We start from the raw sequence: 12,899 nt of genomic DNA, 5'->3' as shown, positions 1-12,899 counted from the left end.
GCTTGGCCCTGGCCAACCTGTTCAAAAGAAAGGCTTCCGGTCCGCCCGCTTCCGGGCGCGCGGACCGGGGGCTGCTCGTGTTCGAGCATACCAGCGAGGTCATTCGGGCCGAGAGGCTGCTCAAGGAGTCGGGCCGGGAGATCCGGGTCATGGGCCCGCCCCCGGAGATCCAGCGGGGCTGCGACCTGGTGGTGGAGTTCCCGCTCATGGAAAAGCTCGACATCCTGCGCATCCTTGACGAGGCCGGGACCGCGCCGCTGGAGAGCGTGCCCGTGACCGGCCCCCTGCTCTCGCCTGTGGACCTCTTCCAGGTCAAGGATTTCGGCGACCACCTCATGGTCCGCGCGGCCAACATGAAGCTGACCGTGGACAAGAAGACCCGGACCATCGTCAACGTGTCCGGCGGCGGCTGCCCGGACGTGCCGTACATCGCGGCCCGGCTCATCGGCCGCACCCTGGACGAGGCACCGGCCCCCCGGGAGATAGGCCACACCTTGTGCGGCTACGCCCTGGAGCTGGCCCATGCCGAGATGGTGCGGTTATGCTCATCGTAGTCGGGACCATACCTGACCCGGCCGTGCCCGTGCTGGACGCCCTGGCGGAGGTGGCGGGCGACGGACTCACGGTGGGCGGCCGCGCCCTGGCCCCGGACCGGGGCACCCCGGCCCTGCTGGCCGCGGCGGCCGTCACCTGCGACTTTCTCGGGGCCAACCCGCCCCACGCCCTGCTGGCGGGCGACGAGGGACTGGGCAACGGCAGCCGCGAGTTGTACCGCCGCCTGGTCGAGGTCCTGCCCGCGCGGCGCTGCGCGGTCCTGGCCTTCCACTATCTCCAGCCCGACGTGGACTGGCACAACCGCGTGCTCATGGCGGCCCAGTCCATGGCCGGGCCGCCCGCCCTGGTGGCGGACGCCGGGTTCATGTACGCGGCCAAGATGAGCGGCTACGCCGGGGAATACGCCCTGTTCACGCCCGACGCCGGGGAGCTGGCCTTCCTGGCCGACGAGGCCGCGCCGCACCCCTTCTATACACGGGGCTTCATTCTCCAGGACGAGGACCGGGTGCCGGAACTGATCAACCGCGCCTACGACCACGACAACGCGGCCCGCTGCCTGCTGGTCAAGGGGCGCGTGGACCGCGTCGCGGACCGCACCGGGGTCCTGGCCGAGGTGACCAAACCGTCCGTGGAGGCCATGGAGGCCATGGGCGGCACGGGCGACACGGTCACGGGCATGGCCTGCGCCCTGATGGCGGCCGGGCTGTCCGCGCCCAAGGCCGCGCACGTGGCCGCCCAGGCCAACCGGTACGCGGGCGAGGCCGCCCGCCCCACCCCGGCCTCGCAGATCGGCGAGCTGATCCCGCACATCCCGCAGGCGCTCTCCCGGGCCATGGGGGAAATCCTGTGACTCGCCACATCACCCCGGACATGACCCTGCTGGACATCGTCCACAAACACCGCGCCGCCGAAGCGGTCTTCCGCGCCCGCGACGAACAGGCGGGCGAGTGCCTGCTGTGCAAGGCCCTGTTCGAGACCGTGGCCGACGTCGCCGCCCGCTACGGGCTGGACCTCGACGCGCTCATGGCCGACCTCGAGGCCGCAATTTCGGAAGAAGAATAGATCGCTCGGGAGAAGAAGGCAGCCCTACTCGGGCAGTTCCCGGCCGGACGCCAGAAACCGCTCGGCCGCGCCGATATCCAGGACCTCCCGCAGTTCCGGACGCAAATGGGCCAGTTCGAGCAGAACCTTGGCGTCGCCGCGTGCGGAAGGATGCAGAGAGTCCAGGAACTCGGCCGGGGGCAGGCCGAGCCGGGCCGGATCCTGCAGGTCCACGGCCCCGTGCCGCGCGGCGTAATCCAGGGTCTTGCCCACGTAGGCGTATCCCGCGTTGTTCTCCAGTTCCACCTCGAACGCCGGGGAGATGGGCGGGAACACCACGACCACCTTGTGCCCCAGGCCTTCCAGCTTGGCCACCTCGGCAAAAAGGGCATCCAGGGCACCGGTCTGGAGTCGATCGCTGTAGCGGAACTCGGTTTTCCCGATGCGCGTCCCTACGTTGGCGACCATGGCCTCGTGGGTCTGCCTCGCCCCCCCGGGCTCGTGGTGGGAACCGTCGGCTTCGAACCCCGCGTCCTCGTTCTCGGAGCGCAGCCCGATCCGGCCGGACCGCCCGTCCAAACGAGGGGAGCCTTGCAGGACCCGGCCAATACCGATCTTGCCCTCTGCCACGTACCAGGACGGCAGAAAAAACATGTCCAGACTGCGCTCGGTGCCGGTGGACAGGGTGTACCGGTACCCGCCGGTGAGCTCTTTCAAGGGCTCCCGGAACCACCAGAAATCGAGCATGACCAGGATCGTCTTGGGCGGCTGTTTCTCCATGTACTCGAAAAAGTTGAGCGCGGTCCGCACGCTGGACATTATCCGCCCGCAGTTGACCATGGGCTTGCTGAAAAACGGCTGCCGGAATTGCAGGGCGCGGGACGAACCGGCCACCACCACCTCGTGCGGCCTCGCTTCCATGAGCGCGTATTTGTAGGCGGCGTGATCGTTGTTGAAAAGCGGGCCGTAGAGGGTGCCCGGGCGCTCCTGCTGGGCGTGGGCGATATCCGTGTACGGAAGCGTCTCCCCGGCCAGATAGACCAGCGAAAAGTTGAAAGCCGCGAATCCGCCGTAGATCAGGACCACCAGCGCGAAGGTTATGGAGAATCGCTTGGGCATCAGAAATCGAAGTACAGGTACCGGACCTGCCCGTTGACGAACATAAAAACCGTGCCCGTGACCAGGGCCAGGGCCGAGAGCGTCCCTGCGGCGTAGGCGAAGGCGCGGCCTTCGCGCAGGGCGGCGGGCACCAGCCGGGCAAAGGGATACTCGTTGCGCCTGCCGAGCAGGATGGCCGGGTCGAAGCGGCGCATGACCTGCAGGGTATTGGGCATGAGCCAGACCACGAGCAGGAGCAGGCCGAGGTAGAGCTCGACGTGCTGGTCGGGCAGGTTGTGCAGCCGGGAGCCGGACACGCCGACCATGGCCTGCATGATGACCCATGCCGAGTGGAAGGATTCGGCCCGGAAAACCACCCAGGCAAAGACCGCGAAGACGAAAGTGACCAGGATGGAACAGGCCGCGACCAGCCGGGTGTCCGGCAGCCTGACCCGCGAGGAGAAGACGCGTTGCACGACCATGGCCACGCCGTGCATCACGCCCCAGACCACGAAGGTCCAGCCCGCGCCGTGCCACAGCCCGCACAGGAAGAAGACGATGAACAGGTTGACCAGGGTGCGGGAGGCCCCTTTGCGGTTGCCGCCCAGCGGGATGTACAGGTAGGTGCGCAGGAAGTAACCGAGCGAGATGTGCCAGCGCTGCCAGAACTCGGCTATGTTCCTGGACCGGTAGGGCGAATAGAAGTTGGCCGGGATGCGGATGCCGAGCAGACAGCCCAGGCCGATGGCCATGTCCGAGTAGCCGGAAAAGTCGAAATAGAGCTGCATGGAATAGCAGAGCGCCGCCCGCCACGCCTGGCCCGGGTCCGGGATGCCGCCGCCCGCCACCTGGGTGAAGATCGGGTCGGAGAAGTGGGCGATGTTGTCCGCCAGCCCGGTTTTTTTGAGCAGCCCCACGGAAAAGAAAAACAGGAAGAGCATGACCCGCTCCGGGGTGAAGCGGATGCCGCCCGGCATGCGCAGCTGCGGGATGGTGTCGTGATGAAAAAGGATCGGCCCGGCCACAAGGTGGGGGAAATAGGTGATGGTCGCCCCGTATTCGGGCCAGGTGTAGCCCTGGATACGCCGGGTGTGGATATCGGTCAGAAAGGCGATGGCCGTGAATGTGTAGAACGACAGGCCGATGGGGATTTCCCCGGCCTGTCCTGTGTAGTCGAAGCCGAACAGGAGGCTCAGATTCTCCAGCAGGAAATGGGTGTACTTGTAGAAGCCGAGCACGGACAGGGCCGTGGCCACCCCGAGGACGAGCAACGCCTTGCGTACGCCCTCTGACCGGGCGCGGCCCATCAGAAAGGCGAACAGCCCGTTGGTCGCCAGGCTGAACAGGAGCACGGGCAGGTACTCGATACGCCAGTAGCCGTAGAAGAAGAGCGACAGGCCGATGATGGAGACAACCTGGGCCGTGGGCGAAACGCGCCGGGCGAAATAGAAGATCAGACAGGCCGCGGGCAGGAACAGGAAAAGGAATTCCGGTGAGTTGAAAAGCATAGGTGCGGCGCTGGTTGAATTGACGGGACACGGCTCCGGCCAGTCCGCCTTTTCTACGGCAACGGGGCAAAATGTCAAGAATACTTCAGTTCAGTTCAGGAAACGCAAGGGTTACATCGGAATCCTCAAGTTTCCTCAACGCGCCTACACAGACGGGCATGGCCCGCCCTCTACCTTCCCTCCCCGCAGCGGTGCGCTCCGGCCCATCCTTGCCCTCTTTAATCGTATGCCACATATTGGCCCAGCGAAGGAAACCGCAACGGTTTTGGAATACCGATTCAACGGCCGGACCAAGCTGGCCAAAAGGCATACTTACCCAATCAAGCGGGGAAACCTGGATAAGGCGCTTGCAGATTCCGGGGTCTCTGAATTGGAAGCCGTTACGTTCTCATCCAACTACGACGATCCGGATTTGGCCGTATTGCGGATTTTCTTGTTGGGGGAATCCCGCGACTGGTATTGGAAAAAACAGGAACCCGTGCTTTCCATATACTCCGCCCCGTCATCTCTCTCAATAGAGATAAAACAAGCTTTGGAAAAGGAACAAATTCCGGCCCGTGTCTCAAAGTGGCTGAAGTGGCTGAAGTGGCTGAAGTGGCTGGAAAGGGCTTCAAATGTAGTAAGAAATGTAAATCAGGAAATCCTCGTTTGTTATGATAAAGAAGCTGAACGTTTTTTGTTCAAAAACAAAGGACATGAAACAGTGAATGATGTTATTAAGGGCATCTTCAATAATTCGCGATCCATCAATTTAATGGCTCCTTTTATTGCATCTTTCCTACGGAGGAGCTGATTTCTTTCTTTTGGAGACGTTGCTTTTTTTGCTTGATCGCTTAATGCGTTCAACTCCTTGTTTGCTTCCCGCTTGAAGTCTTCCCGCTTTCCTCCGAATTTATCCATCAATTCTTGGGCCTTTGGATCATTAGAGGTCAACTTCCCCTTCCCATGCTGCCCCTTGGACTGCACCATTCCGCCGAGGGCTCCGGCGGTGGCGGCCGCGTCGTTGGTCTCTTCGGACTTGCCGCTCGGGGAGCCCGGCGTCCGGCCCGCTCCGGGACCGGCCGGGTCTGCCGCGGGGGTGGGGCCGGACCGGGGCTGCGCCTTGGCCTCGGCCTCGCGCCGGGCCTCGTATTCCCAGAATCCGTCGGCCCCCTGGTTCAGGGTGCTCCTGCCCTTGGGCTTGGCCCTGGCCGGAGCCGGGGACGGACCAGCGGCCCTACCGGAGTCCGCGCCCGCGCCCTCGGGACCGGCGGGCTTGTCCCGCTTGCCGTAGTCGTGGTTCAGGGAAACCCGCTTGCCCTCGTCGCGGGGGTTCCAGTCCACGGGCTTGTCCACGGTCCACCAGTCCAGGGAGCGCTTGTTGCCGTGGTATTTCCTGTTCAGGTTGCCTTCCCTGCGCACCGGCTCCATGACGCCGTCGGCGTATTCGATCCACTTGCGCGGGGCTGGCCGGTGAACCTGTCCGTGTCTATGCGGATGAACGTATCGGTATCCACTAATTCATTCGTATTCTCATCCGTTGCATACGGGCCGGAGGCTTTCGCCCCCGGCCCTCCAGGGGGTATGACCAAGAGGGACCGGCGGCCCCTCGCACCATCTTGCAGACTGTTGAAAAGGGACTGTCTGCGTCGTTGTTTCGGATAATCCGCCTCCTCACGTATGAAAGAATACGCTGCGGGGCGGATTATCCTCGCGCCTGGCATCCAACCCCTTTTGAACAGTCTTAAATGCGGCTGCCCGGCACGTAGTCGCCGGGATAGAGCAACTCGAAGCCCTGATTGACCTTCTTGACGAACGAATCCTCGCGCTTGGTCGGGTCCTTGTAGCGCGGGTCCTGCATCATCTCGCGCAGCCGCTCAATGGTCAGGTCCTCGCCCCAGCCCCGGGCCGAGCCGCGCAGGCCGCTCTCCAGGACCAGGGGCGCAATCTTGGCAAAGGCGCCGATGACCGCGGCCCGGTTGCCCGCGCCCGTGTCGTCCAGGGCGGCCAGTAGCTCCTCGCCGCCCACGGCCTCGGCCGCGCGCAAGGCCGAATCCAGCAGGGACGGGGTGTCGCCCCGGTGCACGGAGCGCAGGGACTCCAGTTCGGACTCGCGCAGCTTGCCCGCCTCGGCCTGCATGGCGTGGTGGGTGTCCAGGACCAGGGGCAGAAACCACTGGTACAGCCCGGCCACCTGTCTGGGGGTCAGCCCCAGCTCGAAGGCCTTTTCGCGCAGGCCGCCGATCAGGTCCTCGCGCAGGGCGAATCCCTCGGGCAGCTCCATGTCCGGCAGCTCGTAGCCGTCCGCTTTCTCGGGCCTGCCCAGGGCGGCGTAGAAGGCGGCCAGATCCTCGGGCGAATCCTGGTCGCCGGGCACGCGGACAAACCCCTCCGGGGTCTTGCCGAGCATGCGCTGGGCATGGACCAACGCCTTCACGGCCTCGTCCTTGGTGGCGTACTTGGCCAGCGCCGGGTGGTCGCGCAGGGGGATCTCGGTCTCGGTGCCGTCCTCGCCCACATGGCGGACGATCCATTCCTCGGGCAGGGTCATCCGCCAATTCTTCCGTTTCTCATTCTTGTCGGTCATCGGTTGTTCTCCTTTTCAATGAAGTTTTCGGGTTCAAGCATCTGCTTCACGTGCAGGACCAGGGACCTGCGGCCCTCGTTGAATTCGGTCCGGCCCCGGTCCGTGGAATAGGTCGGCCGCATGAAGCAGCCACGCCGCTCCAGGTCGGCCATGACCGTGCGCCCGTCGGCGGTCTCGAAGAGCCGCCTGTAGGCCCGGTGCAGTTCGAGCGGGCTGGTCTCAGGCATGGGAAGCCTCCTCGTATGCGGCGGGATCGGATTGTGCGGGATCGGCCTGGGCGGGAGCGGGAGGCGCGGACTCGGCCCCGGCCCTGGCCCCGAGCATGCCGGTCAGCATCCCCCACAGTTCGGTCAGGGCGCTGGGCCGGTCCGTGTAGGCCTCGGACAGGGTCTTGGCGATGGCCGCCACGTTGGCCACGGTGGACGCGGTCTGCTGGGTGCTCGCGGCCCGCTGCTTCAGCTCCCTGCCCTGGGCCACGCGCTCCTCGGACTTGAGGTAGTCGGACGGGGTGTTGAACAGCTCGGTCACGTGCCGGGCCACCCGGTCGGTGTCGAAGTTGTCCATGATCCCGAAGGCGTCCTGCGCGCCCACCAGGGGCGAGAGGTATTCCATGACCTGGGCCAGCCCCTGGGCCTCGTACTGCTTCTGGGCGCGGGACACGGGCGAGGTGTAGCGCACCTCCAGGTCGCCGGGGGCGAGCCCCTCGGGGAACGGCGGCAGCGCCCCGCCGCGCAGCATGATGCGGAAGACCCGCCGAACCAGCGGGCCGAGGAACTCGGTCTGCAACCGGCCCAGCACCGGGCCGAGCACGCGCATCTTCTCGGCCTGGCGGATGACCGCCTCGGTGGCCGTGACGGCCGGGCCCTCCGGGGCCAACTGGTCGCCCAGGAATATCCGCCGGATGGACTCCCGGCGGCCGTTCATCATCTCCTCGGCCGCGCGCAGGTCCACGTTCACGGGCAGCGGTTCGATGCGGTCCGGGGACCCGGCCCGGTAATAGGACAGCCCGCCCGGCCCGGACCGGACCGGCCCGAGAAAGCCGTCGTCCGGGACCATCAGCGGCGGGTCGGACATCTTCTCGGCGGCCATGAGCGCGGTCCGGGCCATGGCGTTGAGCACGCGCACGTCGGACAGCGCGGTCTGCCCCGGCCCCCGGCCGTAGGTCTCGCCCGCGGCCTTGGCCCAGCGCGGGACCATGTACGGCATCTCCAGGTACCCGCTCTCCTCCAGCACGTGGCTGTTCTTGACCTCCAGGTACACGCTGGCGAACGGGAAGTGGGCCGAGCCGAAGCCCGCCGGGTCGCGGTCCATGCGCGGAAAGACCGCGTGCAGGACCTCCACCGGCTCCTCGGGCCGGTCCTCGCCCTTGCGTTGCGTCTCGTCCGAGCAGCCCGCGCCCCATTCCTGGATGGCCTGGCGCGCCGTGAGCTCGTACTTGCGGTACACGGTGTCCACCCGGCCGCGCGCGGACTCGGCCACGAACACCTCGCCCAGCGGCCTGGACGAGAACCGGACCACGGTGGTCGGGTCCGCCTCCACATACATGACCGCCGTGCCGAGCAGGGCCGCGTCCAGATACAACTCGTGCACGTGCGCCTGGAACCCGGTGTCCTCGCTGTTGAACACCGCCACCATGCGCTCGCGCGCCTCCTGCAGAAAGGCGCGGACCTCGTCCCCGTCGCCCACGGCCCGGTCCTTCACCGAAATGTCGAACCAGGGCAGCGAAGGGTTGGTCAACAACCCGCCCAGGGACGAGGCCAGCAACTCCAGCGCGTGCAGCGGCGTGGAATCGAAGATGCGCTCGTCGCCCGCCCGGCCGCGCCCCGGGGCGCTCCCCCCGAGCCCGGCGAAGCTGTTCTTGCGGGGCAACATGTATTCCGTCAGCTCCTGCCACGAGCCTACCCACGGGCGGCGGGCCTCCTCCAACCCGGAGAAGCGCGCAAGCAGGGAACGGGCCAGTTCGGTTCTGTCCATGCTACTCCCCCAACTTGGTCTTCAACGCCTTGCCGGACACCTCCGGGGCGTCCTTCAGCGCTGTCGCGCCTTGGGAAAGCAGGCTCTCCGACTTGCGTTTGCCCTCCAACTGGCGTGCCTCCAGAACCTTGTCGCGGTCCCGGCGGCGCTCGTCGGCCTCCTTGCGGGCCTGCTCGCGCTCGCGGGCCTCCCGCTCCTCCTTCATGGAGTCGTCAGGCCCCTTGTCGGCGCCCAACAGGCCGGTCAGTCCTCCGAAAACGCTTCCGATCAAACTTCCAGATCCTCCCATGAGTGAATCCTCCTGTTAAAGTGTTTGGCAGGAGCATACCCCCGCTTTTCCCGACCACCCCGAAATGTCGGCGAATGTATGGGAAAAACGTTTGAGAGGTATAAAAAATCAACTTGACAGGGGGCGGATACCGACGGCTGGAAGAACGCTACGGTGGAGAGGGAAAGGCATAGCGCAATGGGCACTGCCGCTTTTCAGAAGTGGGAAAACGCCGCAAGACCGCCTGGGCGAGCTATGCCCAACCCCGCCTGCGGCGTTGGCTACCGTCCCGAAGGATTCGCGCCCCACTCCCCGCGCGCCCGGCACGCCTTTCCGCGCACGCACGCCCCTGCCGAAGGCACACAAAAAGTTTGGGAGATTCCAAAGAACCTTTTCCAAAAGGTTCTTTGGCCGTCGGAGACGCCCGCCCGCCGAGGGCCCGCCGGAGGCACAGAAAGAAAAGAGCCCCGCCCGGAGTGACTCCGGACGGGGCTCTTGTGTTCGCGGTGACGCGCTATTGCATGGCGTTGTGCGCGGGGGTGGATTTTTGTCCGGAGACCACGACCATGTTCCGGCCGTTGTTCTTGGCCTGGTAGAGGGCCTTGTCGGCCTTGAGCACAAGATCGTCGTCCGTGGAGGCCAGGGAGCCGCCTTCCACGGAGGCGACGCCGATGGAGGCGGTCACGGAGAAGTTTCGGCCGTTGAAGTCGAAGGCGCAGTTTTCCACGGCGGTGCGCACGCGTTCGGCGAGTTTCCAGGCGGCCTCTTCGCTGGTGTGGGGCAGGAGCACGACGAATTCTTCGCCGCCGTACCGGGCGGCCAGGTCGGTGGTGCGGAACACGGTGGACAGGATTTCGCCGACCTTGCGCAGGACGAGGTCGCCGGCCTTGTGTCCGTAGGTGTCGTTGACGGACTTGAAGTGGTCGAGGTCGACCATGAGCAGAGAGAGGTCGTGATGATAACGCGATCTACGCTTGATCTCGTAGACCAGGCGCTCGTCGAAGGAGCGGCGGTTGTAGAGTCTGGTCAGGCCGTCGCGGTCGGCGCGCAGCTTGACCTCCTTGAAGGCCAGGGCGTTGCGCAGGGCCAGCCCGACGTGATTGACGGCGGAGCGCAGGGTTTCGACCTGGTCCTTGCCCAGCCGGTAGCCGGGTTCGCAGAGCAGGGTCAGGCAGCCGAAGGTCTGGTGTCCGGCGGTAAGCGGCATGGTCACGAGCTTGCCCTGGTCCGGGGCCAGGGAGTATTCGGGCCTGCGCGCGGGGTCGGTGTAGGAAATCTGAAAGCCGTTGACCGCGCCCGAGCCCAGGGAGCAGGCCGAGGCCATGAGCCGTTCGATCCATTCGGACTCCGAAGCCGGGATCATCTTGCCGTTGAGGAATACCTCCACGTCGGCGGCGTTGTCCGAGCCGGTGTTCCAGAAGGCGGCGTGGAGCACCTTGACGGGCAGGATGAGGCCCAGGGAGTTCTTGGCGTTGGCCAGGATGGTGCCTGCATCGAGGCTTTCGGTGGCCGAGGCGAGCAGCTTGTTCAGGAACATGAGCTGGTCGGTCTTGCGGGCCAGCAGTTCGCGTTCGAGCATGATCTCCTCGGTCATCCGGTAGATGTCCGAGTAGAGGCTCTTCACTTCCTTGGCCCGGAACATGACGTCCTGGATCTTGGGCCGGGTCAGGGGCAGGTCCACGGCGGTCAGGAACCCTTCGGCGAGGACCTGTTCCATTTCGACTTCCGCTTCGCCGTCCTGGATGAGGATGCGGTGGGTCTCGTCCTGGTCGCGGTATTCCTGCTTGCGGGATTCGGGGAAGGCGGACCAGACCGACCAGGGTATCCAGGCGGCCGAGGGTTTTTCCTCCTGTTCCAGCTCACGGCTCACGGGCAGCGCGTCCTCGGGAAAATTGCGGACGTGGAAGCCGGGTCCGACGCCGTCGATGATCTGGCGCATCTCGGATTCGGCAAGACCGAGTCCCCACATGAGTTCGGGCCGTCTTCCTCGTTTCATGGACTGTCTAGGCATTCTGCATCGTGCTCCTTTACGACGTCAAAACTTTGGCGGAGAGCCCCGCCCTGCGAGGGATTGAGCAAAATCGGGGCCACGCGGAACGGCAAACGGAAAAGGAGCGGTGAGCGGATCGACAGGGAGTTGATATGGCTGGGGAAAATTGTAGCGAAGGGAGCGGCCGGGCCGGGCCGGACGGCATAATCTGCCCCCTTGGGGGAGCGCCCGGCCATTGACAAACCGGCCGGGAACGGTCTTTACCTAGTCATGACCGGCACAAAACGCATCTGGGGGACGCTGGACCCGTTTTTCGAGGGCGGTCCCGTCATGGGCCGCACCGTGGCCAATGTCGGCTTCCTGGACGCCCTGCTCCAGGCCGACCCGTTTGACGAATACCATTTCTTTCTGCCCGGCAAGCGGACCCTTGGCCCGCTGCGGGGGCATCTGGAACAAACCGCGCCCGGCATGCTCGAGGACGGGCGCGTCCGGCTCATGCTCCGGGAGGCGCTGCCCGGGCGATTGGCGGACACGGCCTACCACTGCTTCCATCTGTCGGACTGCATCGCCAGCCAGCCGTTTCTTTCACGCATGCGCAACCGCCTGAGCGAGCGCATCTTTCCGGTCACCGGGCCGATCCATTCCCTGAGCTACGCGGCCTATCCCAAGGCGTTTCTGCAGCACCTGTGGCCGGGCGCCACCCGGCGCGACGCCATCGTCTGCACCTCGACGGCCGGCAGGATCGCGGTGGAGGGATTCTTCGGGCAGTTGCGCGCGGGGTTCGGATTGAGCGAGGCGACCCACCCCGGGCCGAGGCTCGAACGCATCCCCCTGGCCGTGGACGCGGACGCCTACGTTCCGGGCCAGGCCGAGAAGGACGGCCCGACGCGCATCCTGGTCTTCGGACGCATCTCCCACCACTCGAAGATGGACCTGGTTCCGCTGGTCCGCGCCCTGCACCGGCTGATCCTGGACGGGCTCGACCCGAAGTCCGTGGAGCTGGTTCTGGCGGGCTGGGCCGAGCGGGAGACGCACGTCCTGGACACCCTGACCCACCTGGCTGACAACGCGGGCGTGCCCCTGAGCGTGGTCCTGCGGCCGGACGAAGCGCGCAAGCGGGAGCTGTTCCGGCAGGCGGACGTGTTCGTGTCCATCGCGGACAACCCCCAGGAAACCTTCGGCATCACCCTGGTCGAGGCCGGGGCCTTCGGCCTGCCCGTGGTGGCCTCGGACTACGACGGGTACCGGGACATCGTGACCCACGAAGAAACCGGCCTGCTGGTGCCGACCATGGGGCTCGCCGAGACCCCGGACGTGGACCTGGACGCGCCGCTCAATTTCGACAACCAGTACCACCTCGCCCTGGCCCAGACCACGGCCGTGGACATTCCGGCCCTGGCCGGGGCGCTCGGGCGGCTGGTCCGCGACCCGGGGCTGCGCGCGGCCATGGGCGCGGCCGGACGGGACCGGGTGCGCCGCCTGTTCCACTGGCCCGAGGTCATCGGGCAATACACGGCCCTGTGGGACGCGCTGTGGGAAGAGCCGGTCGAGGCCGGGCCGCTGCGCGACCTGCCCCATCCCCTGGCCCCGGAGTACGGGCGCATCTTCGGCCACTATCCCGCGCGGACCCTGGACGACGGCGTGAAACTGTCCATCGGCCGCACCGGGGAGGCATTTTACCGAAACCGTGATTTTCCCAACGTGTACGCGGGGCTGAAGGACGCCATCGACCTTGAGGCCGTCCGGCGGCTGGCCTTTTTCGCCCGCAACCCGGTTGACAGCGCCAGCCTGATACGCAAGGTATCGGACGTGGCGCCCCACCTGAATGTCACCCGGATCAAAAATCATATCCTGTGGGCGCTCAAGCAGGATATCCTGCAAATCACGGAATGATTCCAA

General features: G+C 65.7%; 12 protein-coding genes. 5 read left to right on the top strand and 7 right to left on the bottom strand.

From position 1 onward, the window contains the following. Window positions 1–2: 2 nt before the first annotated feature. From BerOc1_RS09660 to BerOc1_RS09650, 3 genes are read left to right on the top strand one after another with little or no spacing between them, the layout of a single operon-like run. Window positions 3–554: a putative Se/S carrier protein gene (locus tag BerOc1_RS09660; protein WP_071545498.1), complete on the top strand. Its 552-nt coding sequence runs from the start codon at window positions 3–5 to the stop codon at window positions 552–554. Continuing rightward, entirely contained in the window at window positions 542–1,405 is an 864-nt protein-coding gene (locus tag BerOc1_RS09655; protein WP_071545497.1) for an NAD(P)H-hydrate dehydratase, read from the top strand. The genes BerOc1_RS09660 and BerOc1_RS09655 overlap by 13 nt, the downstream gene beginning before the upstream one ends. Continuing rightward, a complete protein-coding gene (locus BerOc1_RS09650; RefSeq protein WP_071545496.1) occupies window positions 1,402–1,617 on the top strand; it encodes a hypothetical protein in 216 nt (71 codons plus the stop codon). Before BerOc1_RS09655 ends, BerOc1_RS09650 begins: the two co-directional genes overlap by 4 nt. 24 nt (window positions 1,618–1,641) lie before the next feature. Here the strand turns inward: BerOc1_RS09650 and BerOc1_RS09645 are convergent, their stop codons facing one another. Further along, on the bottom strand, window positions 1,642–2,715 hold the full coding sequence (locus BerOc1_RS09645; RefSeq protein WP_071545495.1) for a hypothetical protein: 1,074 nt from the start codon (window positions 2,713–2,715) through the stop codon (window positions 1,642–1,644). Next, window positions 2,715–4,202 (bottom strand): MBOAT family O-acyltransferase, encoded by a 1,488-nt coding sequence (locus BerOc1_RS09640; protein WP_071545494.1) that lies wholly within the window; start codon window positions 4,200–4,202, stop codon window positions 2,715–2,717. The genes BerOc1_RS09645 and BerOc1_RS09640 overlap by 1 nt, the downstream gene beginning before the upstream one ends. On the opposite strand from BerOc1_RS09640, the gene BerOc1_RS18870 reads away from it, so the two are divergent. Next, complete coding sequence (locus tag BerOc1_RS18870; RefSeq protein ID WP_129586521.1) at window positions 4,192–4,995, top strand: hypothetical protein; 804 nt, start codon at window positions 4,192–4,194, stop codon at window positions 4,993–4,995. The two genes, BerOc1_RS09640 and BerOc1_RS18870, sit on opposite strands and share 11 nt — an antisense overlap. Before the next feature lie 930 nt (window positions 4,996–5,925). Here the strand turns inward: BerOc1_RS18870 and BerOc1_RS09630 are convergent. The 5 genes from BerOc1_RS09630 to BerOc1_RS09610 all read right to left on the bottom strand — a co-directional run bounded on the left by BerOc1_RS09630 (window position 5,926) and on the right by BerOc1_RS09610 (window position 11,006). Continuing rightward, the gene (locus BerOc1_RS09630) at window positions 5,926–6,768 is read right to left on the bottom strand and encodes a hypothetical protein (RefSeq protein WP_071545492.1); all 843 of its coding nucleotides are present in this window, start codon (window positions 6,766–6,768) and stop codon (window positions 5,926–5,928) included. Next, on the bottom strand, window positions 6,765–6,995 hold the full coding sequence (locus tag BerOc1_RS09625; protein WP_071545491.1) for a Bbp19 family protein: 231 nt from the start codon (window positions 6,993–6,995) through the stop codon (window positions 6,765–6,767). Before BerOc1_RS09625 ends, BerOc1_RS09630 begins: the two co-directional genes overlap by 4 nt. Further along, window positions 6,988–8,742 (bottom strand): portal protein, encoded by a 1,755-nt coding sequence (locus BerOc1_RS09620; RefSeq protein WP_071545490.1) that lies wholly within the window; start codon window positions 8,740–8,742, stop codon window positions 6,988–6,990. Before BerOc1_RS09620 ends, BerOc1_RS09625 begins: the two co-directional genes overlap by 8 nt. A gap of 1 nt (window position 8,743) precedes the next feature. Continuing rightward, window positions 8,744–9,013, bottom strand: a complete 270-nt coding sequence (locus tag BerOc1_RS09615) for a hypothetical protein (RefSeq protein ID WP_071545489.1) — start codon at window positions 9,011–9,013, stop codon at window positions 8,744–8,746. A gap of 511 nt (window positions 9,014–9,524) precedes the next feature. After that, a complete protein-coding gene (locus tag BerOc1_RS09610) occupies window positions 9,525–11,006 on the bottom strand; it encodes a sensor domain-containing diguanylate cyclase (protein ID WP_071545488.1) in 1,482 nt (493 codons plus the stop codon). Between the two features lie 264 nt (window positions 11,007–11,270). Between BerOc1_RS09610 and BerOc1_RS09605 the strand changes: the two genes are divergently transcribed. Further along, complete coding sequence (locus BerOc1_RS09605) at window positions 11,271–12,893, top strand: glycosyltransferase family 4 protein (protein WP_071545487.1); 1,623 nt, start codon at window positions 11,271–11,273, stop codon at window positions 12,891–12,893. Window positions 12,894–12,899: the final 6 nt, after the last annotated feature.

The sequence above is a fragment of the Pseudodesulfovibrio hydrargyri genome, from assembly GCF_001874525.1.
Classification (GTDB): Bacteria; Desulfobacterota; Desulfovibrionia; order Desulfovibrionales; family Desulfovibrionaceae; genus Pseudodesulfovibrio; species Pseudodesulfovibrio hydrargyri.
Note: the sequence above shows the minus strand (reverse complement) of the source record. Positions and strands in the feature narration are given on the sequence as shown.